This window comes from Nibribacter koreensis (assembly GCF_039541795.1).
GTDB lineage: Bacteria > Bacteroidota > Bacteroidia > Cytophagales > Hymenobacteraceae > Nibribacter > Nibribacter koreensis.
The window spans coordinates 539,647-564,461 of sequence record NZ_BAABGX010000001.1 but is presented as its reverse complement, the minus strand read 5'-3'; the positions used below and the strand labels follow the sequence as shown (position 1 = coordinate 564,461).

Genomic DNA, 24,815 nt, shown 5'->3' with positions numbered 1-24,815 from the left:
TTTCACAAATTCAATCAAATTCCTTTGTAAAATAGGCTCAGTTCAATGGTTTAACAGGCGTAATCTGCACTGTGCTATCACCATTCTCCTTGTACTGGATGGTGATGATCTCATTACCCTTTCTGATCATTTTTACTCCACTCCTAGTATTGCTTTGATTTTGAGGTTTTTTGGGAAGAACGACAGGAGGAGCTGGGGATTTGATCACCTTACCGTCAGCATAAGTTGTCATAACGCCCCAACCGTTTTCATACAGCACCTTCTTGTCTGGCGTCCCATTTTCCAAGAAATAGGTCCATTCTCCCTTTAAGTAAAATCTTGGGGAGGGCCCGGACTTATCCAACACGGCAATACCTTGCTTCTTCAACTGGCCATTTTGAAAAAACTCAGAGGTTTCTATGAGGCTAGTGCTATCCACTAGCAGGCTCTTTTCCACCTTTCTAAGCTTTCTGTTAGCGTCAAATGTTTTCCATTGCCCTATCATTAAACCATGCTTATATCGGCCTTTGGATACCATGCTTTCATTATCCCCTACTGCATCGGTGGTAAAAACCCAACGCCCGTGGTGATTGCCATTTTTATCAAACTGATTTTTGAAAAACAGGTTAAGCAAGGGCCAGGTTTTTATTTGTGCCTGAGTGCCTGAAGAAACAAAAATCAAGCAACACGTCAGAACCAATACTGCATGACTTTTCATATAGGTAAATTTAAAAATGAAATCTAGGAGGCACTTTTTCGCTCTTTGTTATTCGGTCAAAGGATGTCCTTAAAACGCATACCGCTCTTTGCAGATGTGTTGGTTGGTCGTAACTTCATTGCCCAGGCCAGTGACTGTCTTGGTAATCTTCGTCTCACATTCCAAGTGGTCATTACTTCTGTAAATGAAGAATATAGAAATGAACGTTAAAACGCATAAGGTAAAGAAAACTAGCGCGTAAGAGTTTTTCATGAGTACTAAAGATTGAGGTAGAATAGAAGGAGCTGTGCAAGAATTCAAGGATTGGCTTTAAGGCTTCTTTACACGCAATTGGTGGAGCACCGTAGTATCTGGCACATGTACCAGCAGCTGGTATTGGATGGCAAGGTCAGGTTTTAAGACAGGCATAGTAAGCAGTTGTGAGACATCTGCAGGCTGGTCCTGCATCACCACACCCAAAACAAGTGGCTGCACACTCACTGCAGGCGCAGCTTTCTGGAAACCACCCAGCTTTATTCCATCGTCTTGGTGCATTGCCTGCCCAACTCCTGTTGGAGATTCCCCAATCTCCTGAGAAAAGCCTGTTAACGCGAATAGCATACATCCCATAAGAATACTTAGACGTTTCATAAATCCTTGGTTTTACATTCGGATAATGGGTAGACTAAAGAAAGGTACAAGGAATCTGGGAAAGAGCCAAGCATGTTCGTTTTTGCCTTGTTTTACCGGAACCAGGGCAAAAACGAAGGCTGCGTGATATCCAAGCCTCTCCCTTGCCCGTATATCACGCAGATTATTTGTTGAACTAATAACCCTAGCCATATGAGCACTCTAGCCGATAAAGGATTTAAATTATCTAAAAACGTTTTCTTTAAGTACATACTAGGCAAAGCCACCGGATTAATGGGCAAGCCCGTTAAAATAGGCATTCTGCTCACCTCTGCATATGAGAAACTGACTACGGCTAAGAGCAATGAAAGCGGCTTTGAGCAGATTAAAGGCATCATGATGCGCTTCATGCGGTTGGTCAAAGCGTACATGAACGGCACCTACCGCGACATCAACACCAAGTCCCTGTTGTTAGGCGTGGCCGTGTTGCTGTACGTGGTGACGCCATTGGACATCATCCCAGATTTCATTCCCATCCTGGGCTTTGCAGATGACTTGAGCTTAATGGCCTGGTTTATCACTGCGTTTCAGGAGGAGCTGCAAAAATTCCAGGTCTGGGAAGAAGGCTCTGTGGCCATCGGGCACTCGTAATCCTTGTTTAATTACCTTACAACAGGCTGCCTTCTTTAAGGGTGCGCCTACTTAAACAAAGCCGTTTTTGCCCTGTTTTTCAGAAAACAGGGCAAAAACGGCTTTTATGCGTTTGGTGGCATACAAATTGCATTTCATTTGCCGTTCAGATGCTAAAACCCGCTAATATCTACAGGCTAACGCATCATTATTAGTACCTTTGCAGAGACAAAACACCTTAAAATGACTAATTGCAAACAACTAGCCTTGGCCTTGCTGCTGGGGCTGAGTTCTCTTAGCGCCTGGGCGCGGCCAGATGAGGGGATGTGGCTGCCTATGTTGCTCAAGCAACTCAATGAGTCTGACATGCAGAAGAAGGGTATGCGCCTTTCAGCGGAGGATATCTACTCTATCAATAAATCTAGTTTAAAAGACGCGGTAGTACAGTTTGGCAGCGGTTGCACAGGTGAAGTCATCTCTAACCAAGGCCTGCTGTTGACCAACCACCACTGCGGCTACGGCCAGATACAGTCCCACAGCACCGTTGAGAACGACTACCTCACCAACGGCTTCTGGGCCATGAGCAAAGATCAGGAAAAACCCAATCCAGGCCTTACCGCCACGTTCATTGTGCGCATGGAAGACGTGACCAAACTGATCTTAGGCGATATTCCGGGCAACCTAACAGAGGCCGAGCGGGAACAGCGCGTAACAGCCAACATCAAAAAAGTGCAGTATGGCGCCACCAATGGCACGCACTATGGGGCCATCATTCGTCCGTTTTTCTATGGCACGGAGTATTACATGTACATCACGGAGACGTTCAGGGACATCAGGCTGGTAGGTGCCCCGCCTGAAAGCATTGGCAAGTTTGGCGGAGACACGGACAACTGGATGTGGCCCCGCCATACCGGCGACTTCTCCATCTTCAGGATATACGCAGGACCAGACAACAAGCCCGCTGACTACTCTCCCAACAACAAGCCCTACACACCCAAGCACCATTTGCCTATTTCTTTGGCGGGCATCAAGCCGGGTGATTTTACCTTGGTGTTCGGGTTTCCGGGGCGTACCACAGAATACCTGCCGTCACAGGCGGTGAGTGAGATAGTAGACATCTCAGACCCTGCCAAAATCAAGATCAGAACCATGCGCCTGCACCTGTTGGAGCAAGAAATGCTGGCTGACCCTAAGATCAGAATCCAGTACGCGGCTAAATATGCCAGCGTAAGCAATTCACATAAGAAGTGGATTGGTGAGATGCGCGGGCTCAAGAAACTGGACGCCGTGGCCAAGAAGAAAGACCTTGAAAAGCAGTTTGCGCAGTGGGTATCTCAAGAAACCGGGCGCAAGAGCACCTATGGCCACGTTCTGCCCCACTTTGACCAGAATTACACCATCCTGGCCAATGACATTACCCTTACCCGTGATTATTACCAGGAAGCCGCGCTGGGCATTGAATTGTTAAGCTACGCCCAGTCTTACCTTGACCTGGCAGAGCTCATCCAGAAAGGCAACCAGACAGAGCAGCAGAAGGCAGACATTCAGGCCTATATCCAGGCATTATTAGAAGCGGCACCTGCCTACTTCAAGAACTACAGCCAAGCCACCGACAAGAAAGTGTTTGCCTCTTTGCTAGAGATGTACGCCATAGACATTGCAGACAAGTACCAGCCCGTGGCCCTGACCAAGGCCATGGAAGGCAAGAAGTTTACCTGGGCCGGCTATGCGGACAAAGTGTACGGACCCTCTAACCTGGTGTCTCTGGAGAAAGTGACCGCCTTGCTCAAAATGTCGCCCAATGCCATTAAAACCAAGCTATTGGCAGACCCAGCCATCAATTTATTGCAGAGCTTTAACACGGTCTATTACACAGACATTCTGCCGGTTTTCAACCAACTCACGGAGCAGAACACCTTGTTGAACCGCCTGTACCTGCAAGGCCTGCGTGAGATGCAGAAAGACAAGAAGTTCTACCCAGACGCCAACTCCACCCTGCGCATCTCTTACGGCCAGGTAGAAGGCTACAAACCCACCGAGGACGTGACCTATGACTACTATACCACGCTAGAGGGGCTTATTGAAAAAGCTGACATGACTGAGGTGCCGGACTACAAGATTCCTAAGCGTCTGCGCGAGCTGCATGTAACCAGAGACTATGGCCTGTATGCCTTGAACGGCAAGATGCCAGTGGCTTTCATTGCCTCCAACCATACCACCGGCGGCAACTCCGGGTCTCCGGTGATCAACGGTCGCGGTGAACTGATAGGGCTTAACTTTGACCGCAACTGGGAGGGCACCATGTCTGACATCATGTATGACCCAGAACGCGTGCGCAACATCTCGCTCAACATGAACTACCTGCTGTTCATTATTGACAAGTTTGCCGGCGCAGGTCATTTGGTGCAAGAAATGAACGTGATCTATCCTAAGGCGGATGCCGCGCCCGTCCCCAGGAAGGAACCTGTAGAGGCCCGTCACAAAGACAACATCTTCAAAACCAAGAAAAAAACCAAGCAGGAGGAATAAAGCCGATTTTGGCCTCTTTTCATGAAAAAAGCCCGGAAACGCTTCGGGCTTTTTTCATTTACGGCATTTTGCCTTCTGCTGCTGCTTTAAAATAGTGCAGCCGGTTTTTGATGTCAGTGCGCAGGAGCCAGGTCAATACGGGGTTGAGGACCAAGCCAGCCAAGGCTCCGGCCTTTGCCTGGTAGTTGTACCTGAAGAACACCCTGGTCTGGCCTTCTGCCTCTTCTTTGAACCGCCAACTGCCTGAGAACTTCTTAAACACCCAGGGCCCCTCCGTCATTTCCATGGCCACCTGCTGCGGAGGATTAAAGCTTACATAGCGCACGGTCATGCCAATGCCCTTCTTGCTTTCACAATAGGCCTCCACTCCTTTTCCCGCTTTGCAGAGACCGTGCTTTAATTCAGCCACGCGCAGGTACTTATCCCAAGCCAGCCGCTTGCTGTAATCCTGAGAAAGCCAAAACAGCTCCTCTTGCGTTGCCTTTATGACAATGGAATCTTCTAGGGTGGGCATGGCCTTACTCTTTTCCCTCTGAAGGCTTCTTGCCCCTAACCATCTGCTCTACCACATCCCACATCTCTTGCGGCACCTGGTCTAGATTATTGAACTCCCCGCCACCGTACAGCCATTCGCCGCCATCAATTGTAATCACCTCCCCGTTCACGTACGCCGAATAGTCTGACATAAGGTAGGCGGCCAGGTTGGCTAGTTCCTGGTGCTCACCGTAGCGTTTGAGAGGAATGCGCTTTAAAGGATCCAGTTTCTCTGCCAGCGCGTCTGGGAACAACCGGCTCCAGGCCCCCTCGGTGGGGAACGGGCCCGGCGCTATGGCGTTGGACCTAATGCCGTATTTAGCCCATTCAGAGGCCAGTGAGCGCGTCATGGCCAGTACGCCAGCCTTTGCTGTGGCAGAGGGTACTACGTAGCCAGAGCCCGTCCAGGCATAGGTGGTGACTATGTTTAAGATGGTACCGGCTTGCTTCTGCCCTATCCAGTGCTTGCCCAGCGTGAGCGTACAGTTGTAGCTTCCTTTTAAAACAATGTCCACAATCACGTCAAAGGCTTTGGGGCTGAGGCGTTCAGTGGGGCTTATGAAATTACCAGCCGCATTGTTGAGCAAGCCATGCACACCCCCAAACCGGTCTAGGGTGGCTTGGAGCATGGCTTCTACTTCTAGCGGCTTGCGTACGTCACAGGCCACGGCCAGCACCTGCCCGCCGGTTTCCTGCATCATCTCTGCCGCAGTTTTCTCCAGCACTTCTAACTTACGACTGGTGATGACCAGGTTGGTGCCTAGCTTTAAGAAATAAGTCCCCATGGAGCGGCCCAAGCCTGTACCGCCACCGGTGACAATTATTGTTTTTCCCTGCAAGGCGCCGTCGCGCAGCATTGGTTCTGTGTATTGGCTCATAGATATGGTTTTGTTAATACAAACTAGTAACGAATCTTCTTTATGCTCTTACTCCTTATAATAGACTATTCTGCCATCTTACATGTTGGTGTCTAGCTGGTGATCAAGATTTTAACTTTCTAATAGCCCTAGCCTCTTTCAAAAAGCGTCAAAAATACCAGCATGGCCGGCTCTTTCTGTTTTAAGAAAAATATAATTTAAAATGGCAGTGGTAATCCGCTTGCATACTATTGAAAATTGAAATTATCTCCTAACTTTACCAGTGTTATTACCACATATGAGAAACTTTCTTTTGGTGGTAGTGCTCTTATTGTACACTACCATTGGCCTGGCAAAAGGGAGAGATACCCAGCAATTGCTCCAGGATTTGAAGAACGTCTCTGCCCCCCAAGAGAAAGCTGAACTTCTAAACACCATTACCCAACACTACTGGGAGATTGATCCATCCCTCTCGGTAGCGTATGGGCTTAAGGCGGCGGCCTTCTGCAAAGACCAGGGCTTTCAGAAGTTGCTGGCCACCGCCTATAACAACACCAGCGTGGCCTATTACTGGCTCAACAACCTTCCTAAAGCCACTGAGTTTGCCAGAAAATCACTTAAGCTGCGCGAAAACCTGAAAGACTCCATTGGGCTGGGCAGCAGCTACAACAACCTGGGCAATCTGCTCAGGGATCAGAATCAATTTGACCTGGCAAGGACGTATTTCCGGAAGGCGTTGAGCATTGGGGAAAAGACGGGTAAAAAGAACGTCATCAGCACCACGCTCAGTAATCTGGGGACCGTTTACGAGCTGGAGAAGAAATATGACACGGCGCTGGTCTATTACATACAGGTCAATGCCATGAACCAGGCAGCCAACGATCCTTATGAACTGGCCATTGACCACTTCAACATAGGCAATGTGTACCTGGCCATGGAGAACGAGTCCCAATCTTTTTTCCATCTGAACAAAGCCTTAGCCTACAGCATCCAGACCCGCAACAAGGTAAATGAGATGTACGTGGTACGTTCTCTGGCCAACCTGCATTTGAAAAAGGGAAAGCTCAGAGAGGCGCAGGCGTATGCCTTACAGGCGCTGGCCATCTCTAAAAAAATCCCTTCGCCAGAAGGGATTAAAGAAAGTGCGCACCTGTTAAATAAAATATTCATGGCCAAGAAAGAGTACCAGAAGGCCCATGAGTACCTAACCCTGTACACCAGCACCCAGGATTCTTTAAGATCTCAGATTCAAGCCCAGGCGCTAGCAGAGGTGAACGCTAAATATGAAACAGATAAAAGCGCCATTGAAATTAAACGTTTAAAGGTGGAGCATGAGCTACACTCAGAGAAGCTGGCCCAGAAGTCTAAAACGCAGTACACTATTGGCATCCTCCTGTTTCTGATTGGTTCTTTGGCGGTGGTATTCTTTAGAGGCCGCAACCGGGTGCATAAAATCAACAAACAGCTATCTTCTTACAATCAATTGATTCTGGAGAAGAATGCCAGTATTCAGGAGCAGGCCAATGCTCTGGTGGTGCAATCTGGTTTACTGCAGAGCCAGAAAGAACAACTAGAAAACCTGAACCAGGTAAAAGACCGCCTCTTTTCTATTGTAGCGCATGACCTGAGAGGTCCTTTGATTTCGCTTCAATCGCTTTTGCAGATCATCTCCATGGGTAACCTGCCCCCAGAGAAGATGGACCGCTTTATACAAGACTTAAACGTCCAACAACAAAATACCCTTGGCCTGCTAGACAACCTACTCATGTGGGCTAAAATACAAATGAAGGGCATGCAGCTAGAAAACAAACCTGTGCACTTGCAGCAGTTGGTAGACCAGAACCTTAAGCTCTTAATGCCGCAAGCGGCTAAGAAAGGCATTCAACTAGAAAACAATATCTCAGGAGAGGTTTGGGCGCAGGCAGACACAGAGACCCTCAAGCTGGTGTTTAGAAACTTGATATCCAATGCCATCAAGTTCTGCCAGGAAGAAGACCTGGTGGAAGTGACGGCCACGGTCACTGGGCAAGACCTGGTGCAAGTGTCGGTCAAAGACACGGGCAAAGGCATAAGCCCAGAAAACCAACTGAAATTGTTTGGCCCTAACCATTACAAAGAGTCGGGAACGGCCAATGAGAAAGGGAATGGCCTGGGCCTGATGCTCTGCAAAGAGTTTATTGAAAAGAACGGCGGCACCATCTGGGTAGAAAGCCAGGTAGGTCAAGGCAGTCAGTTCCATTTCACCATCCCCTTAAGAACAGAGGTCTTAGAAACAGAGGCTACTCCTAAAAGCAAAAGACTAGCGCTGGCGTAACAAGCTGACCTTAGCCGGAAAGTGGTCCCTTAAGAGTTTCTGCGCTGCTATAATACCGCCCAGGCAAACGCCCGGAATTCCCTGGCCCGGGTAGACGGTGTCTCCGCAGACATAGGCTTTTTTACCGTCCAGCCGGGCGTCTTTCATCTGCCAAGGCTTGATGGACAAATACTGCGGATACCCCCCCACCTGACCCCATTCCCGGCCAGTCCATTTAATCCAGGCTCCTGGCGTGGCGGCCTGGACATACAGCACCTTGTCAGGCATCAGAAATCCTTGTTGGGCCAGAAACTGTACCACCCACTGTTCTAACTCTTCTTTCTTGTCAATATAATTTGCCGCCGGATGCGGAACGTGCGTGCTTACCGCCGCCAGGCAGATACCTGCTGGGGCCCGCTGGTCATCTAAAGGATGGCTAAGACTGATGAAGATGCTTTCACTCCCTACAAACGGCACCCCTCCTGGCACATGTACCTGATGGTGCAGCACCTGCTTCTCTGAACCTGTCCGCTCAAACGCGATGCTCCAGGTTAAGGCGCTATTCACTTTGTCAGATTGCATGACATAGTTTTGTACCGATTGCTGTATGCTTTGGTCCTTAAAAAGACGCGCCACATTATTTAAGGGCAAGCCCGCCACTACAAACTCTGCTTCCATATCTCCCTTTGAAGTAGATAACAAGTACGTGCCATTTTGCTGACTCTGAATGGAATTTACCTGGTGCTTGTAGAGCAGCCGCGCTCCATTTTGCTCTAAACTGCGCACGGTGGCCAGAGCCAATTGCCGCAATCCGCCTGGCACGTAGTAGTTGCCATAGAGCGTGTAGCAAAGGGCCGTGGCTCCAAACAATACATTCACGTCTTGGTGCTTGTTCTGTGCCGTGATGAGCAACTGCTGATCTAGGAACTCTATAAACCGATGATTTTCTATTAAGTTATGCTTAGCTAACAGGCGTGTCAGGGACTGAAACGCCAAGGGAATGAGGCCCAATTGCTCCCACTTAAAATTCTTGATAGCCGAACCCAAATCAGAGAAGGAACTGAAGGGAAAACTCAATTGCCGCAGAGACGTGCGCCAAACTTTTTGACTGATGGCAAAACAGGTTTCCCAGAAAGGCCGCTGTCCTTGTTGACCAAAGACCCGCTCAGCTTCTTGAATCCAGTCCTCCAAATCATTGTAACGTGTAATGTACGTGCCATCTGTTAGGCGTACCTGCATAGGGACCTTCAATCTTAGAGGAGATACGTCTATACCGGTTACGTCCAACAGATACTTTAAAGGCATGTCTTCATCCAAACCTACCAAGGTGGTGGCCCCGGTTTCAAACCAATAGCCTTTGCGCTTGTACGTAGAGGCACAGCCGCCCGGGTATTTGTTCATCTCCAGCACGCTTACCTGCAACCCTGCCTTGGCCAGGAGCGCCGCCGCCGTCAACGCCCCAAATCCAGACCCTACCACGGCCACTTGTACCTTTTCCATATCTGCTAGGAACAGGAACCACTCCATTTTGTTGCGAACCTCTCTGCTGTCTGCGTACTTTGCAGCATGGCTAAGAAAAAGATAAGTGTCATAGGCTGCGGCTGGCTGGGATTACCCTTGGCGAAAGCCTTGGTCCAGGAAGGTTATTCGGTGAAAGGCTCTACCACCACTCCGGACAAACTGGAGCTTTTGCAGCAAGCCGGCATTGAACCGTTTTTGGTGTCTTTTCCAGAAAACAGCCCAAAAACGATTTTAGAAGATTTGCTTGACGCAGAGATAATAATCATTAACCTGCCTCCCAGGCGCACTGCCCCAGAAGCCGGGGATTATGAAAAGACCATTCGGCTATTAATAGATTCGTTGCCTAACCCTACCTCCAACCTCCTATTCGTGTCCTCCACATCCGTGTATGCAGAGCTTAACCGGGAAGTAATAGAACAGGACGCACTACCGTCTCCTACATCAGATGCACAACTGTTGCGCTGCGAGTATTGGGTGCAGAAAGCCAAGTCGCAGCAGGCGACTATCGTGCGCTTTGGCGGATTAATGGGTGGGTCCAGACACCCAGGCAAGTTCCTGGCCGGCAGACAGAACCTTCCCCAGCCCAATGGTCCCGTCAACATGATTCACTTACAGGATTGCATTGGGCTTTTAAAAGCGATAATCCATCAAGAGAAATGGGGATTTACGTTTAATGCCTGCGCCCCTACCCATCCTACCCGGGAAGAATTTTACACGCTGGCCACTCAACAGTTAGACCTGGCTCCGCCGCAATTCTTGGAGGAAGATCTCAGCCAGTATAAGGTCATCAATAGCGATTTACTTGGTCGTGAGCTTGGCTATTTCTTTGTCTTCCCAAATCTTTTAGAATGCCTTAGGTCTTCGGAGTTTTAACGGCACTGGTAAAGTCTGCCCCGGTTCACTGTCGTTTTTTGCCTATTTTTGTAGAAACAGGCCAAAAACAGATGCGTGAGAAAGTAGTAGTGATTGGGGGCGGGGCCGCCGGTTTTTTTGGAGCGATAACCTGCGCAGAGGCCAATCCAGACGTGCATGTTATTCTGCTTGAGAAAACCACCAAGCTGCTTTCAAAGGTCAGGGTTTCGGGAGGCGGAAGATGCAACGTGACGCATGCCTGTTTCCAGCCTTCGCAGTTTGCCCAGCACTACCCCAGAGGGCACAAGGCCTTAAAGAAATTATTGCCGCTTTTCAGTGCCACCGACACCATTCAATGGTTTGCTCAACGCGGGGTGGCCTTGAAGACGGAGCAAGATGGACGCATGTTTCCTGAGTCCAATTCTTCTGAAACCATCATAGACTGCCTTTTGGCGGCGGCGCGCAAGGCCGGGGTAGAAATTAGGACCGGGCTTGGCGTCTCCTCCCTCCAAATAAACGAAAACACTACTGGTGCAGAACGCTTTACGTTACAATTAACCAATGGCGAGACAATGTCAGCCGCCAAGGTTTTGGTGTCTACCGGTGGCAGTCCTAAGCCCGAGAGTTACCAGTGGCTGCAGGACTTGGGTCATTCCATAGAGCCCCCCATCCCCTCTTTGTTCACGCTTAATGTTCCCGGCTCTCCCTTTAAAGACTTGCAAGGCGTTGCTGTACCAAAAGCCAAAGTGAAGCTGACCGGTCAAAAGCTGGAAACCGAAGGTCCTTTGCTCATCACGCATTGGGGCTTGAGTGGTCCCGCCGTGTTACGGTTCTCGGCGTGGGGCGCTAAAGTATTGTTTGGATTGCACTATGCTGGCACTGCCTTGGTGAATTGGGTCCCTGACAGCCCTGAAGAACAAGTACGCCAACTTGTGCAACAGCAAAGAACGCTATCGCCCCGCAAAACGGTTAGCACCAATGCCTTGTTTGCCTTGCCTTCCAGGCTTTGGCAGCGGCTCTGTGAACTAGCTGAAGTGCCTGAAGACGTCAAGTGGGCAGAGCTGCCTGGCAAGGCCCAAAGCAAGTTGATTGAGCTCCTGGTGCGCACTCCATTTTCCGTAAAAGGCAAAACCACCTTCAAAGAAGAATTTGTAACCTGCGGCGGCATTAAGCTAGAGGAACTGCACCTAGAACGAATGGAAAGCAGACTACACCCTGGACTGCACTTCGCCGGCGAAATAGTAGACATTGACGGCATTACCGGAGGATTCAACTTCCAGGCAGCCTGGACCGGTGGTTATCTGGCTGGTAAGGCTATGGCGGAAAGAGTTAAGAGTTAAGAGTTAAGAGTTAAGAGTTAAGAGTTAATGTGTACTAATCCCTAATAAGGGAAGTTCTTCAATAAATCAACTATTTGAACCTCAACCTTGTCTTTCCCGCCCGCAGGGCAATTAAGGCATTGCAACGCATCTTCCACCTTAAGGCCCGCCGACCGACCTTTCGCAGGGCAGCCTTGGCTGTGCGCCCGGAGCATGAGAAGGGACCGAGTTAAACTTGGCATATGGCAGAGGCGTAAGCGGACTTTTAAACAGATAGCTTCAGCCAGGTGCTGAGTCTGAAGAAAAGACTGTCTGATCGGAAGCGAGTTTCTTTTCTTCTTGATTCTTTTGATTACTTTTCTCATCAAGGAGAAAAGTGACAAACGCGGGCAGAAAGTAATAACAGAGGGAACTTGGAAGAACGGCGTTGGGAGGTAAAATCTAAACCTTTATTAATCAGCTATAGTAGTCATCCCCCTACCCCCTTCAAAGGGGGACAGAGCAACTTAAACCGTAGACTGGATCGTTGATGATAACCTCTATAACTACGGGCTAGATCAATGGCATTGAGCCTAATTGACACAAGATTCAGTACTATTCGGTCATCCCCCTTCACAAACGAGTTCGGAATCTCGCATTAAAAAACTTGTAATTTGAACGGTAGTCTTTGATCTTGATTAAAGCTCAAGCAGGAGTCAGAAGCTAACCTGGTACATAAACTATTAAATAAAACTGAAACCGTTTTCACGCTATTTCTCAGAAATCATGCAAAAAACGCTTAGGTAGGGACAAAAAAATAATGGCCGCATTCTAGGTGCGGCCATTATTTTAAAACAGATACTAAACCCTTTATTAACTTTTAAGCTCTGTCCCTCATTTAAACGGAAGGCTTTAGGCTAGGGTTACAGTATTTATGAAAATATTTTAGAAATCTCTTCTTTTCCTTTCACGGAAGCCTCCGCCGCTGTTTCCACCGCGGTCACGATCACGGTCTCCACCACCAAAGCGGCTTCCACCTCTGTCGCCACCACGTGAGCCACCTCTATCGCCGCCACGGTCACGGTCTCCACCGCCGAAGCCGCCTCTGCTGCCTCCACGATCTCCACCGCCTCTGTTTCCACCGCCGTAACCACCGCGGTCTCCACCAAAGCCACCTCTGCTGCCGCCACGGTCACCGCCGCCGCCACCAAAAGGCTTGTCATAGAATTTTCTAGGACGATCCTCTAGCTCTTGCAACTCACGGCCGCCTTCAGCAGGGTCCATGGTTTTCTTCTCAGCCTTCTGGAATTTAACGGTCATGCCGTTGATCTCCGTCATGCCCAGTCTTTCCAAGATCTCTTGCGTGTACTCAGAAGGCACTTCTACAAAAGAGAAACGGTCATACAGGTCAATATCACCTACCTTGTTACCAGGGATGCTGGTATTGTCGGTCATGATGTCTACCAAGTCCTTAGGGTGCAGACGGTCTTTCTTGCCCAAGGTGATGAACAGACGGTCAAAACCTGGTTTAGGGCCGCCTTTGGTTTCATTGGCTTCGGCGCCTTTCTCTTTGGTTTTGGTGTCTTTCATTAACAGCTTCAACAAAGCAGCTGCAATGTCAAGGGTGTTGAAGTCTTGGGCAATGAGGCGCTCTACCTTCACAACATGCTTAGCAAGGCCGCCTTTCTCAATTACTTCTTTCACCTGGTCCAAAACCAAGGTAGTACGTACTTCGGCTACGTCTTCATACGTAGGCACCGGCTGACGAACAATCTTGGCTTTGGTGAAGCGCTCAATGTCACGCAGCTTATAAAGGTCACGTCCTGCTACGTAAGAGAAAGCCTTACCAGATTTACCGGCACGGCCTGTACGGCCAATACGGTGAACATAGTTTTCTTCGTCTTGTGGCAAGTCATAATTAATTACCGCTTCTACGTTGTCCACGTCAATACCGCGGGCGGCAACGTCTGTGGCTACTAGAATCTCCAAAGTACCCGCTTTGAACTTGTTCATCACGTTGGTACGCTGGTTCTGGTTCAAGTCACCGTGCAAACCATCGGCAAAATAGCCGCGGGCCTGTAGGTTGCTCACCAACTCGTCCACCATACGCTTGGTGTTACAGAAGATGATCACCACCTTGAAGTTGTACATGTCAATAAGACGAGTGGTTACCTCCATCTTACCGCTGCTGCGCACTTCAAAATAAACCTGCTCAATGTTGGTCACGGTCAGCTCTTTGTGCGTCACCTTTACAATCTCTGGATTGGTCTGGTACTTGCGCGTAAGCTCCATGATAGGCTTGCTCATGGTTGCCGAGAAGAACACCGTCTGGCGGGTTTCTGGCATCTTGGTTAGAACAAACTCAATATCTTCTCTAAAGCCCATGTCCAACATCTCATCAGCCTCATCTAGGATGATGGTTTTGGTGGTCTCTAGTCTAAGGGTTCCTCTTTCAATGTGATCCATCACACGACCAGGCGTCCCGATCACGATCTGTACCCCTTGCTTAAGGGCGCGTAACTGACGGTCATAGGGCTGACCACCATAGATAGGCACTACGCTGATGCCTTTTTTGTATTTACAAAGTTTTAGAATCTCTTCAGCCACCTGAATAGCCAACTCACGCGTTGGGCAAAGAATCAACGCCTGTACCTCGCGGTTGTTAGGGTCAATGCCTTCAATGGTAGGGATGGCGAAAGCGGCGGTTTTGCCGGTACCAGTCTGCGCCTGGCCAATCACGTCGCGGCCTTCCAGCAACACAGGGATGGCGGCAGTTTGAATAGGAGAGGCTTCTTCATAGCCTAAGTCAACGATAGCACGTTGCATCTCTTCCGATAGCGAAAGCTCCTGGAATTTAATTCTTTCCATTAATTATTGATAGTGTGATATATAAAGACAATACACCTGCCCTAGGGTATTCGTCATTTATCAAGATTTCGTTGCGGAGAAACCGCATAGAGGAGTGCTTGAGAAGTGCGTTCTGCCAAAAAATGAGACCAAACGGAGTCTCGGCGTGTATTGTGGGGCAAAGGTACGCAAAAAAATAGCCAGTTCCTAATATACTTCTATTCAGGGACTTGGTCCCTGCACTTGAGACAAGAGGTATACATTTTTATACATAAACAAGAATTTAAAATTTTTATGGTATAATTTAAAGAATTTTATAGACTTTACTTGACTTTGAATATTTAGAATCGTATCTATACATAACCCTTAAGGAGCATTCCACAGCAGACAACAAAACCCACTTGTCTTGCTCACGCGTAGCAACGACCCGCATTGAGGCTGAATTAAGAGCGGCTGCAGAAACATTTCTAACGGACTAATGTTCCACTTCACTTCTATCTCAAAGAATGATAGAGAGGTCCATCTCATTGCGTATGGCTCTCTGGCGTTCAAGGCGTACTCCCAGATTTTGCGGGACAAGATGGTGCAGGGGTGTCACCTAAAAACGATGCCTTTTAGTGCATCCAATTCTTTTGTGGACGATTTCTCTCACAAAAAGCAACTGTTCCTGGCCTTGGTCTCTGACCTGGAACCCGGTAACATTGGCAAGCTGTGCCGCTACATCATGGAAGCCCGGTTACGGTACAGTTATGTTATTGGCGAAGTTATGGCCCTGGACGATGACCCTAACTATGACCGCTCTGTAACCCGGCTCAAGAATTCTTTTGATGAACTCATTGAGCTCAATGATTTTTTGGTGGTAGACTCTGCCGAACTGCATCCTATTGAAAAGCAAACCTTCTTGAGTTGTAAACTCACCAAACAGTTGGCCCGGATTGTGGTCACGCTGGGTCATTCTGAGTTTGGCATGACAGAAAGCTTAAGAAAGGCCGTCTAATCTATCTCTTAATGGTGGTAAACCACTAGCTGGCAAGCTGTAAAGATTTTAATGTAAATAAATTGTCTCTCTACCGTTCTTTTTAATGACTCGTTAATTTCCCTTCTATGAATCCATATCCTATTGTACTCTTGTGGATTTAGCTGGTCACTGCAGCTGCATTTAAAAAGGACGGACAATAGCCATTCCAGGCTATTACAAAGGCCAGGGGTAAAGATGTTTAGGCATCCACCACCTGGCCTTTTCCTATTGCCCCCTCCCCTACCCTGTTCATTTCCTGAAAGTTATAATTAACTCAACCCGCCCTATCCGTTTTTTGCCTATTTTCGCTAAAACAGCCAGAAAATGAGTGACTGAATGATTGAGAGTATGAGTGAATGTTATTCATTGCTGATCGTCAATTGCTGATTGCTTCTTGTTCATTTGCTTTTGAGCCCCACCAATTCTTAATTCCTAATTATTAATTCTTAATTAAATCCGTGCCTGCCACTTTTAAAATATACTCTTCTTCTGCCGGCTCTGGCAAGACCTACCAGCTCACCAAGGAATATTTGAAGTTGGCCTTACAGAGTGAGGACGTTTCTTACTATAAGAACATCCTGGCCATCACGTTCACCAATGACGCGGCCCAAGAAATGAAGACCCGCATCTTGGGCGCCCTGCGCAGTTTCAATGATGCCACCCTATCTGAAAAAGACAAAGCAAAAAGTGATGCACTTCTACTTGACATATTACGTGATATACAGAAAGAATACGACCAGCCTACTTTAACCGAAGAGACGCTGCGAAGCCGGGCGGCGCAGGTGTTTGACCATTTGCTGTTCCATTACTCAGAGTTTGCCGTGAGCACCATTGACTCCTTCGTGAACCGGGTGGTGAGTGCCTTTACCACTGAGCTTAAACTACCCCACAACTTTGAAGTGGACATGGACGCGCAGACGCTTCTGAGCACCGCCGTGAGCCTGCTCCTGAACAAAGTAAACACCCATCAGGACAATAAGCTTCTCGCCGAAACCCTCCAACAATACGCCCTGGAGAAAGCCGAAGAAGGTAAAAGCTGGAATAACTTGCCGGAAGAATTAGCCGAGTTTGCCCGACATTTGCTGAATGAGCAGACCTATGAACATCTACTTGACATAGGTACGCTTACTCTTCAGGATTTCAAGAAGATACGCAGTGACTTATACACCCAGAAACAAGGCGTAGAAAAGCAGATTCAGGCCTTGGCCCAGGAAGCCACTGACCTCATTCAGACCCATAACATTCAGCCCGAGGAAATGTCCTATGGCAAGAATGGCATCTTCTCCTACTTCAGGAAATGGAACGTAGCTTTTGATATCACTTCATCTAACAGCAACGCTACCAAAACCGTCAACGAAGACAAATGGACCAGCGGTAAGGCCAGCACCGGCGCTAAGGTCAGCCTGGACCAAATTAAAGGCAGACTGTCTGAACTGTACCGCGGCATAGAGGAACTGAAGGAGCGCGAAACGCAAAACCATATCCTCATCTCTTCCATGCTCCCCCACTTATACAAGCTGAGCGTGTTGAGTGAGCTGGAGCGTTGCATTCAGGAGATTAAGCTAGACAAGAACCTGGTGCACATCTCAGAGTTTAACAAGCGTATCACAGAGATTGTCCTGCAGGAGCCTATTCCTTTCATCTATGAGCGGTTGGGTGAACGGTACCAGCACATCTTGATTGATGAGTTTCAGGACACTTCGGTGTTGCAATGGAACAACCTGTTGCCTTTGGTGGAGAATGCCTTGAGCGGCGGCGGGTTTAACATGGTGGTGGGTGACGCCAAGCAGGCCATTTACGGTTGGCGCGGCGGCGAAATGGAGCAGATTCTGCACCTGCACCGCAAACAGACGCACCACCTGTATGAGAACTCCCGATTTGAGGAGAACGTGGCCCCGCGCTATGACACCCTCAACTGGACCATTTCTCCGGAGCGATTGGCTATCAACTACCGCAGTGCCCCCGAAATCATCACCTTCAACAATGAGCTGTTCTGGTTTATTAGCCAGGCCAATCCGCAATTCCAATTATTGCAGGCCATCTATGACGAAAGCTTTAAACAGGAATTACCAGCGGGAAAAACTACGGGCCAGGCGCATTTGCAGGTGTTGTTCACTAAAGATGACGTTCAGCCTTTGCAATTTGATTTAGAAGCCTGCCGGCAAACCGAGGAAATCTATGATGGCTACGCGCCAGAGGACCTCCTCTCCTACCAGGAAAGCACCTTGCAGCTGGTGTTGCAAATGGTGCGACAGGCCCAAGCGGAAGGTTATGCGCCGCGGGACATTGCCATCTTAAGCCGTACCAACCGCAACAGCAAGCTGGTGGCCAACTTCCTGAAGCAGAAGAAATATGACATTATCTCCCAAGATTCGCTGTCCTTGCAGTTCGCCGAGGTCATCAATTTGATTATTTCCTTCTTCAGGTTGCTCAACCAACCGGCCAACGGATTGGCGCGTTCGCAAGCACTGTACTTGGTCTACAAAGTAGTGCACCAGGAACTGCCCAACAACGTGACCACCAACAAAATTGCCTGGCTGGCCACGCACCCCAGCATTGACCCGTTCTTCCAGTTTTTACAAGAGCAGGGCTTTGACATTGCCTACCGCGACGCCGGCAACCTGTCCATCTATGAGCTCACCGAAAAGCTGATCCGCGTTTTTGACCTACTAGGCAAGAATAACGAGTGCGAGTACCTGTTCCGGTTCCTGGATTTGGTCTTGGAGTACACGCTCAAGAACAGCAACAACCTTAACAACTTTCTGGAGTACTGGGACCTGCACAAAGAGCACCTAAGCATCAACACGCCCAAAGACCGCGATGCCATCACCATCACCAGCATCCACAAGGCCAAGGGTCTGGATTACCCCGTGGTGATAGTACCGTTCTGTGACTGGAGCCTTGAGCCGCAGACCTCTTCCCTGCTCTGGGGCACGCTCCCGGCCAGCGTAGCCGGCGACAGCAAACTGCGAACCGCCGTGGTGACCCTGAACAAGAAATTAGAGCAGACTGCTTTGCAGGAACAGTACGCCCAAAAGCTGGAGAAGACTTTTATTGAGAACCTGAACATGCTCTACGTGGCCCTCACCCGGCCCGTGGACCGCTTGTACCTCATTGCCAAGGCCCAGGATTTTACCAAAGGCGGAAACCAAAAGAACGTAAGCTATTGGCTACACAAGTTCCTGCAAAACAAAGACCTATGGCAGGACGGCCAATACTGCTACCAGTTGTCCAGAGGAGCGCAACAGGCGGTGCACCACATCCCCATCTCAGAAGACGTGTACGTGCTGGACAAATTTACCTCCGCGGACTGGGCTCAGAACCTGAAACTGAAACAGCATGCCAACAACGTCTTCGACTTTGAGACCCAGCAGGAACACCGCCGCTGGAACCGCAAACTGCACTACGCCCTAGCCTTGATTTCCTATGCAGATGAAGCACCCAAGGCCCTAAGGCAGTTAGTAAAACAAGGCATTATCTCCCAGCGCGAATTAACTACGCTTACCCAACTGGTAGACCACGTGCTCCACCACCCACAGATGGAACGCTACTTCAGCCGGAGCATGAGCGTGGAGAACGAGCGCGAAGTGCTGGACGTGCGCACCAACCGCTACAAACCCGACCGCATCGTGTTCGGGGAGTCCGGGGACGTGACGCTCATTGACTACAAGCTACCGCCAGCCAAGCAAGAATACGTGGACAACCTTAACTCTTACGCGGCCCTGTTCCGGGAATTGGTCTTCAGCAAAATCTCCTGCGTGGTTTATTATTTTGAAGAAGAGCGCGTGGACGAATGGGAGTATTTAGGGGAAGTAGTGGAGTAATCGTTTTTTGCTTCTTTTCCAGAAAACAGGCAAAAACGGGCTACATTTAACAATATGAAATTGACGCTTCTAAACATGAAATCACATTTCTGGGTTTTCATTATTTGTTTACTTACTCTGAGTAGTTCTAGTTCTGCACAAGGAACTGGCAATGTAGGCTCTTCAAATTCAGAAGCCCAAATTGGCTATAAAGAAACGTTGGCGCTCTTTTTAAAAGCTGAAAAGAAAGTGATGAGAATAAGAAAGTCAGCAAGGAACTTCAAAACAGATCCAGAGACAGACTTTTTAATCTGGAAGAAATCTTTCAGTCAGGAGGCACCTTCATTGCTTGCCAAACCTGAAAACTACTCTTCCTCCCTTCTCCAAATCCTAAAAGCAACAGACATTACCAAAGATGAAGGATTCAATTTTGATATTGTGAAGCTCCTTTATCCTATTTGCATAGAGGAGTATATTATGGTAATAAATGAAGCGCATACACTTTATAGGAATAAAGAATTAGACCTTAAAACGTTTGCGCATGTAGTTGCCCCATCTAAATTTTATTGTAGCAATGTTTACGATAACAAGGCTAACAAAGCCTTGCAGGGAGAATTACAGGCAGTTTTAGAAACAGTGAACTCTAATCCAATTACTGAAGATTTCGGTTTAAAAGTCAGATTAGAGGAATTGCTATCTGATGATGAAGATTTAGACTTTAGCCTAATTCGTCAATCACAACCAGCTTACATAAAGTATAAAAACTGTAAGTAAATCAGCAGCAGAATATTAAGACGCTTATGCTGATTATCGCTTTTTGCCTCTTTTCCAGAAAACAACCCAAAAACGGTTCTCCATATGACCATATCCTTTGACTTGGATGACACCATTATTCCAGGCACCAAGCGCTTTCCAACTGAGAGGCAAAACTTGATACAGCGGGGATTTGGATTGGAGAAAATTAGAGAGGGCACTGTACAACTGCTAAAAGACCTAAAATCTGAGGGTCATCAAATACTTGTGTATACCACCTCCTACAGGTCTGCTAGCTATATAAGATGGCTGTTTTTTTCTTATGGTATTTGGCTAGATGGCATCATCAACCAACGACGTCATGAGTTGATTTTGTTAACGGATGGTAAACTATATTCAAAGTACCCACCCGCTTTCGGGATTGATGTGCACATAGATGACTCTATTGGTGTAGAGATGGAAGGCCAGCGGTTTGGGTTTAAGACCATTATAGTCGCCGAAAATGACATGCAGTGGCAAGATACTGTGCGTGATTCCCTTATTGCGTTATCAATACAGACTTAACGTCTCTACCCAGCTAATCCGTCTCAAAACACTTTATACTAGTTTCCTCGTATTCTGAGGGAGTTAGAAAGAAGACTATGTTTAGAGACAAGAAAGACATTCCGGTTACCGAGCCAGATGTAGTGCTGATTGGGGCGGGCATCATGAGCGCCACGCTGGGCATTATGCTTAAGCAACTGCAACCCAACCTTACCATTGAAATATATGAACGCCTGGGCGAAGTAGCCGCCGAAAGCTCTGATGCCTGGAACAATGCGGGCACAGGCCACTCGGCGTTCTGTGAGCTCAACTATACGCCGCAGAAGCCAGACGGCTCTGTGGACATCACCAAGGCAGACGTCATTGCCGAATGGTTTGAGCAGTCGCGCCAGTTCTGGGCCTTTCTGGTGAAGAGCGGCATCATCAAATCTCCGCCCAGAGACTTCATCAACTCCGTGCCGCACATGAGCTTTGTATGGGGGCAGGACAACGTGAACTTCCTGCGCACCCGCTATGAGGCCATGATTACCTCGCCCCTGTTCCAGGGCATGCAATACTCAGAAGACCCACAGCAGTTGGCGCAATGGATGCCCTTGATTATGGCGGGACGTGCGCAAAATGAGAAAGTGGCCGCCACTAAAATGGACGCGGGCACCGATGTGAACTTCGGGTGCTTGACGCGTTTCATGTTCAAAGAACTGCAGGCCATGGAGGGCGTCACCTTGTACTTGAACCATGAGGTGCGCAAGCTTCGGCAGAAGGACACTGAGTCAGACAAACGCTGGCGCATACGGGTCAAAGACATCAACACAGAGGAGAAGAAACGGGTACGGGCTAAGTTTGTCTTCATTGGCGCGGGCGGCGGGTCCTTGCCCTTGCTGTTGGCCTCGGGCATTCCAGAGGCCGATGGTTTTGGTGGCTTCCCGGTGAGCGGCCAATGGCTCAAATGCACCAACCCCGAAATCATTGCCATGCACTCGGCCAAGGTGTACGGCAAGGCCAGCGTGGGCTCGCCGCCCATGAGCGTGCCGCACCTGGACACGCGCATGATAAACGGCAAGCGGGCTTTGCTGTTTGGACCCTATGCCGGCTTTACAACTAAATTCCTGAAGAAGGGCTCTTTCTTCGACTTGCCGTTCTCCATCAAAGTCAATAACCTAAGACCCATGCTAGCGGCCGGCTATACCAATATACCTTTGACCAAATACCTCATTGGGCAGGTGATGCAGTCTCCAGAGGACCGGGTGGCCGCCTTGCGCGAATACGTACCCACTGCCAGGCCCGAGGACTGGGAACTGGAGATGGCCGGTCAACGGGTACAGGTCATCAAAAAAGACAAAGACAAAGGCGGCGTGCTGGAGTTCGGGACAGAAGTGGTGGCTTCGGCCGACGGTTCCATTGCGGCCTTGCTGGGCGCCTCACCGGGTGCTTCTACCGCCGTATCCATTATGGTGGACTTGATTCAAAGATGCTTCCCGGTGCAAGCCAAGAGCCCAGAATGGCAGGCCAAGTTCAAGGAAATGATTCCATCGCTAGGCATATCTTTGTCTGACGACCCACAACTCTGCCAGGAGATGCGTGCCTACACCGCCGAAGTACTTCAATTGAAAGAAGGCCAGTTGGTTCAGCGCTAAAAGCGAAGCTGTAGCAATTTATGAAATCCGTTTTTGGCCTGTTTTCAAGGAAACTGGCCAAAAATGGATTTTTTTTATTAGACGACGACTATATAGTATATTCGCTAGAGTAATTACTGTTATCTGTCTGAATATAAAATAAACCGTATGTTTACCTCCGTACATAGGGCAGATAAGCGTATGTTTGCGTTTATACAGAAGTTAGGGCAAATGAAATAAAAATATAAAAATGGTTCTTAAAATGCTCTGCATGTGAAAATGAAATTTAAAAATGGGAGTAAGATTGTAGCTAAGCAATCTATAATATTTAGGGTTTTGGGTCCTTTATTCTGTAGTGCAATAAGTTAAAAGAACAGCAATAATTGTTGCTAAATCTTTTTCGAACGAAAATTTAAAATCCACTCAAAATGGCTTGTTAGTTTACAACTGTAATATCAACAACAATAAAAGCTATACAACTTAATAATTTGGATCGCATACAGTTTAAAATTATTAAAACCAAAAAATGAACAACAAAAACAGAAGATCAGAGAAAACAAATGGTTATTACACACAAATGATTACCTTTTTCTTTAGAAAAAATTTGTTTACAACAATAATCATATCAATACTTGTTATTTCTTGCAAAACAGCTATTACACCAACCCAAACAAATTACAATGTATTAAATGGTACTTGGGTGAATTTGTGCGACTCGGTACTTGTGGGAGAATACAAAGGGGAGCAAGTATGCACATTATTAGGAGAAGATGCCCCTGAAATGCTTTTTAACATTAACTCTGAAAGCAAAACCTTAGTAAGGTCAAGCAATAAATATGACACTTTAAAGGTAGAGTTTGAGCAGAAAGAAGGTAAATTATTCATCAAAGGAATAAATAAGAATAGCAATTGGATACGTGAGATTAATAAATTCGACAATGAAAGACTTGAGATATATTATAAAGACAAGACCTCAATCCAACTCTTTACAAGAAAAAAATAGTTATTTGTTTTTGATTGAATGTATTATGACACGTAGCAACGATACGAAAAAAGTCAAAATGCTATAAAATCAATTGACCTAATAAAAATAAATGAAAGCTGGGTTTATGGGTTCTAGTCATTTGTCGAGTTCCGCTACATGAAAAGCTTAATTCCTGAGAAACGACTTATCAATAATCAGCCAGCATCAACTCAAACGTTGGCGATCATTTTATTTTACTAGGCATGAAAACTAATAGCGAGGTTTATAGTTTGAGCAAAGGTTATGGCCCATCTATTTATAAAAGTGAAACCGGTCTTATATATTGTTTTCCTGTTTCATCAGGTCATGCTGACTTAACCTTTGAGTTCGGTATTTCGGAACAAGATTTAGATATATTAAAATCAAGTCAATATCGATTTAAGGCATTATTTTATATACTTTTCCAAGAAGCTCAGTCCACCTTTGGAACAGGTCACCCAAACCCACGGCGATATACAGTTGTAGAATTTGAGAATGCCAAAAACAAAGTGTTATATAACTCTGAAAAGGATTTGCAGTTATACATAAAGGAATTTTCGAAACGATGGAATTTAGGAGAAAATTACTTCCAATACTTCTCAAGTAATGTATATTAAAAAATAACATAACGACACGCCAACAGTTCTGCTAAAAACCATATATACCTTGCTGGTTGGCAACGGTTTTTAGCAGAACTGTTGGGTACTATTTATAAACATAAAAACAGATCTAAAAATTAATATACTTCAAAAATGATAGTATGGAAAAGCTACAATACACTGTAACTATAAATGCACCTGTAACTAAGGTGTATGATGTTATGCTTGGCATCAACAGTAAATCAACCTATGAGCAATGGACTTCTTTGTTTAACCCTACATCTACCTATGAAGGAAACTGGGACAAGGGAAGTAAAATTCTATTTGTTGGCGTAGATGAACAAGGCGAAAAGGGGGGTATGGTTTCTAGAATAGTTGAAAACATTCCCAACCAATTTGTATCCATTCAGCATTACGGCCTACTACAAGCTGATAAGGAAATCACAGAAGGTCATGAAGTGGAGAAATGGGCAAACGGATTTGAGAACTATACTTTCGAGGAAAACAATGGTGCAACAACCGTTACAGTTGACTTAGACACTATGGAAGATTTTGTAGACTACATGAACCAGTCTTACCCAAAGGCACTAGATAAATTAAAAGAGCTTTGTGAGAAATAATGTCATTAAGGATATTTTAAAAACACAGAGAAACTAACTTAGCTACTAGGAATTGGCGGTTCAGAAGATATTTAAATTTTCTGTTTCTTATCCGCCAACTTCTTGTAATTACAACCCGTGACCCCAATTCGATTTTTGCCTACTTTCTCCAAAACAGCCCAAAAACGTAGTATCTTTACTTTCACCGCCCCTTTCA

General features: G+C 47.3%; 19 protein-coding genes. 13 read left to right on the top strand and 6 right to left on the bottom strand.

The window, feature by feature from the left end; genetic code table 11:
• Positions 1-37: 37 nt before the first annotated feature.
• Positions 38-697, bottom strand: coding sequence for a toxin-antitoxin system YwqK family antitoxin (locus ABD880_RS02380; protein ID WP_345161945.1), 660 nt, complete (start codon positions 695-697; stop codon positions 38-40).
• 309 nt (positions 698-1,006) lie between these two features.
• Entirely contained in the window at positions 1,007-1,327 is a 321-nt protein-coding gene (locus ABD880_RS02375; protein ID WP_345161943.1) for a hypothetical protein, read from the bottom strand.
• 192 nt (positions 1,328-1,519) lie between these two features.
• On the opposite strand from ABD880_RS02375, the gene ABD880_RS02370 reads away from it, so the two are divergent.
• Together ABD880_RS02370 and ABD880_RS02365 are read left to right on the top strand one after the other, a co-directional pair.
• Entirely contained in the window at positions 1,520-1,957 is a 438-nt protein-coding gene (locus ABD880_RS02370) for a YkvA family protein (RefSeq protein WP_345161941.1), read from the top strand.
• A 222-nt stretch (positions 1,958-2,179) separates the two neighbouring features.
• Positions 2,180-4,465: a S46 family peptidase gene (locus tag ABD880_RS02365; protein WP_345161939.1), complete on the top strand. Its 2,286-nt coding sequence runs from the start codon at positions 2,180-2,182 to the stop codon at positions 4,463-4,465.
• Between the two features lie 58 nt (positions 4,466-4,523).
• On the opposite strand, the gene ABD880_RS02360 is transcribed toward ABD880_RS02365, so the two are convergent.
• Positions 4,524-4,979, bottom strand: coding sequence for a type II toxin-antitoxin system RatA family toxin (locus tag ABD880_RS02360; protein ID WP_345161937.1), 456 nt, complete (start codon positions 4,977-4,979; stop codon positions 4,524-4,526).
• Positions 4,980-4,983: 4 nt separating this feature from the next.
• The gene (locus ABD880_RS02355; RefSeq protein WP_345161935.1) at positions 4,984-5,877 is read right to left on the bottom strand and encodes an SDR family oxidoreductase; all 894 of its coding nucleotides are present in this window, start codon (positions 5,875-5,877) and stop codon (positions 4,984-4,986) included.
• A 277-nt stretch (positions 5,878-6,154) separates the two neighbouring features.
• On the opposite strand from ABD880_RS02355, the gene ABD880_RS02350 reads away from it, so the two are divergent.
• Complete coding sequence (locus ABD880_RS02350; RefSeq protein ID WP_345161933.1) at positions 6,155-8,170, top strand: tetratricopeptide repeat-containing sensor histidine kinase; 2,016 nt, start codon at positions 6,155-6,157, stop codon at positions 8,168-8,170.
• Here the strand turns inward: ABD880_RS02350 and ABD880_RS02345 are convergent.
• Positions 8,156-9,649: a phytoene desaturase family protein gene (locus tag ABD880_RS02345; protein ID WP_345161931.1), complete on the bottom strand. Its 1,494-nt coding sequence runs from the start codon at positions 9,647-9,649 to the stop codon at positions 8,156-8,158. The two genes, ABD880_RS02350 and ABD880_RS02345, sit on opposite strands and share 15 nt — an antisense overlap.
• A gap of 66 nt (positions 9,650-9,715) precedes the next feature.
• Between ABD880_RS02345 and ABD880_RS02340 the strand changes: the two genes are divergently transcribed.
• Complete coding sequence (locus ABD880_RS02340) at positions 9,716-10,543, top strand: SDR family oxidoreductase (protein ID WP_345161929.1); 828 nt, start codon at positions 9,716-9,718, stop codon at positions 10,541-10,543.
• A 71-nt stretch (positions 10,544-10,614) separates the two neighbouring features.
• Positions 10,615-11,862 carry a BaiN/RdsA family NAD(P)/FAD-dependent oxidoreductase gene (locus ABD880_RS02335; protein WP_345161927.1) on the top strand — a complete coding sequence of 416 codons (1,248 nt, stop codon included), beginning with the start codon at positions 10,615-10,617 and terminating at the stop codon, positions 11,860-11,862.
• 903 nt (positions 11,863-12,765) lie between these two features.
• Here the strand turns inward: ABD880_RS02335 and ABD880_RS02330 are convergent.
• The gene (locus ABD880_RS02330; RefSeq protein WP_345161925.1) at positions 12,766-14,688 is read right to left on the bottom strand and encodes a DEAD/DEAH box helicase; all 1,923 of its coding nucleotides are present in this window, start codon (positions 14,686-14,688) and stop codon (positions 12,766-12,768) included.
• Between the two features lie 457 nt (positions 14,689-15,145).
• Between ABD880_RS02330 and ABD880_RS02325 the strand changes: the two genes are divergently transcribed.
• The 8 genes from ABD880_RS02325 (at position 15,146) to ABD880_RS02290 (ending at position 24,619) form a co-directional block, all read left to right on the top strand.
• Entirely contained in the window at positions 15,146-15,664 is a 519-nt protein-coding gene (locus tag ABD880_RS02325; RefSeq protein ID WP_345161923.1) for a hypothetical protein, read from the top strand.
• A 479-nt stretch (positions 15,665-16,143) separates the two neighbouring features.
• On the top strand, positions 16,144-19,509 hold the full coding sequence (locus ABD880_RS02320) for a UvrD-helicase domain-containing protein (RefSeq protein ID WP_345161921.1): 3,366 nt from the start codon (positions 16,144-16,146) through the stop codon (positions 19,507-19,509).
• 75 nt (positions 19,510-19,584) lie between these two features.
• Positions 19,585-20,262, top strand: a complete 678-nt coding sequence (locus ABD880_RS02315) for a hypothetical protein (RefSeq protein WP_345161919.1) — start codon at positions 19,585-19,587, stop codon at positions 20,260-20,262.
• A gap of 84 nt (positions 20,263-20,346) precedes the next feature.
• Entirely contained in the window at positions 20,347-20,805 is a 459-nt protein-coding gene (locus ABD880_RS02310) for an HAD family hydrolase (RefSeq protein WP_345161917.1), read from the top strand.
• A 77-nt stretch (positions 20,806-20,882) separates the two neighbouring features.
• Complete coding sequence (locus ABD880_RS02305) at positions 20,883-22,418, top strand: malate:quinone oxidoreductase (RefSeq protein ID WP_425575819.1); 1,536 nt, start codon at positions 20,883-20,885, stop codon at positions 22,416-22,418.
• A gap of 505 nt (positions 22,419-22,923) precedes the next feature.
• The gene (locus ABD880_RS02300) at positions 22,924-23,400 is read left to right on the top strand and encodes a hypothetical protein (protein ID WP_345161915.1); all 477 of its coding nucleotides are present in this window, start codon (positions 22,924-22,926) and stop codon (positions 23,398-23,400) included.
• Positions 23,401-23,624: 224 nt separating this feature from the next.
• Positions 23,625-24,017, top strand: a complete 393-nt coding sequence (locus ABD880_RS02295; RefSeq protein ID WP_345161914.1) for a hypothetical protein — start codon at positions 23,625-23,627, stop codon at positions 24,015-24,017.
• Positions 24,018-24,160: 143 nt separating this feature from the next.
• The gene (locus ABD880_RS02290; RefSeq protein ID WP_345161912.1) at positions 24,161-24,619 is read left to right on the top strand and encodes an SRPBCC family protein; all 459 of its coding nucleotides are present in this window, start codon (positions 24,161-24,163) and stop codon (positions 24,617-24,619) included.
• Positions 24,620-24,815: the final 196 nt, after the last annotated feature.

What these genes read in the sequence shown, in the direction of transcription:
- ABD880_RS02330 (WP_345161925.1), bottom strand. Translation starts at nt 14,688, where the DNA reads ATGGAAAGAATTAAATTCCAGGAGCTTTCGCTATCGGAAGAGATGCAA.
- ABD880_RS02300 (WP_345161915.1), top strand. Translation starts at nt 22,924, where the DNA reads ATGAACAACAAAAACAGAAGATCAGAGAAAACAAATGGTTATTACACA.
- ABD880_RS02380 (WP_345161945.1), bottom strand. Translation starts at nt 697, where the DNA reads ATGAAAAGTCATGCAGTATTGGTTCTGACGTGTTGCTTGATTTTTGTT.
- ABD880_RS02295 (WP_345161914.1), top strand. Translation starts at nt 23,625, where the DNA reads ATGAAAACTAATAGCGAGGTTTATAGTTTGAGCAAAGGTTATGGCCCA.
- ABD880_RS02350 (WP_345161933.1), top strand. Translation starts at nt 6,155, where the DNA reads ATGAGAAACTTTCTTTTGGTGGTAGTGCTCTTATTGTACACTACCATT.
- ABD880_RS02345 (WP_345161931.1), bottom strand. Translation starts at nt 9,649, where the DNA reads ATGGAAAAGGTACAAGTGGCCGTGGTAGGGTCTGGATTTGGGGCGTTG.
- ABD880_RS02310 (WP_345161917.1), top strand. Translation starts at nt 20,347, where the DNA reads ATGACCATATCCTTTGACTTGGATGACACCATTATTCCAGGCACCAAG.
- ABD880_RS02305 (WP_425575819.1), top strand. Translation starts at nt 20,883, where the DNA reads ATGTTTAGAGACAAGAAAGACATTCCGGTTACCGAGCCAGATGTAGTG.
- ABD880_RS02365 (WP_345161939.1), top strand. Translation starts at nt 2,180, where the DNA reads ATGACTAATTGCAAACAACTAGCCTTGGCCTTGCTGCTGGGGCTGAGT.
- ABD880_RS02360 (WP_345161937.1), bottom strand. Translation starts at nt 4,979, where the DNA reads ATGCCCACCCTAGAAGATTCCATTGTCATAAAGGCAACGCAAGAGGAG.
- ABD880_RS02315 (WP_345161919.1), top strand. Translation starts at nt 19,585, where the DNA reads ATGAAATCACATTTCTGGGTTTTCATTATTTGTTTACTTACTCTGAGT.
- ABD880_RS02290 (WP_345161912.1), top strand. Translation starts at nt 24,161, where the DNA reads ATGGAAAAGCTACAATACACTGTAACTATAAATGCACCTGTAACTAAG.
- ABD880_RS02355 (WP_345161935.1), bottom strand. Translation starts at nt 5,877, where the DNA reads ATGAGCCAATACACAGAACCAATGCTGCGCGACGGCGCCTTGCAGGGA.
- ABD880_RS02340 (WP_345161929.1), top strand. Translation starts at nt 9,716, where the DNA reads ATGGCTAAGAAAAAGATAAGTGTCATAGGCTGCGGCTGGCTGGGATTA.
- ABD880_RS02370 (WP_345161941.1), top strand. Translation starts at nt 1,520, where the DNA reads ATGAGCACTCTAGCCGATAAAGGATTTAAATTATCTAAAAACGTTTTC.
- ABD880_RS02335 (WP_345161927.1), top strand. Translation starts at nt 10,615, where the DNA reads ATGCGTGAGAAAGTAGTAGTGATTGGGGGCGGGGCCGCCGGTTTTTTT.
- ABD880_RS02325 (WP_345161923.1), top strand. Translation starts at nt 15,146, where the DNA reads ATGTTCCACTTCACTTCTATCTCAAAGAATGATAGAGAGGTCCATCTC.
- ABD880_RS02375 (WP_345161943.1), bottom strand. Translation starts at nt 1,327, where the DNA reads ATGAAACGTCTAAGTATTCTTATGGGATGTATGCTATTCGCGTTAACA.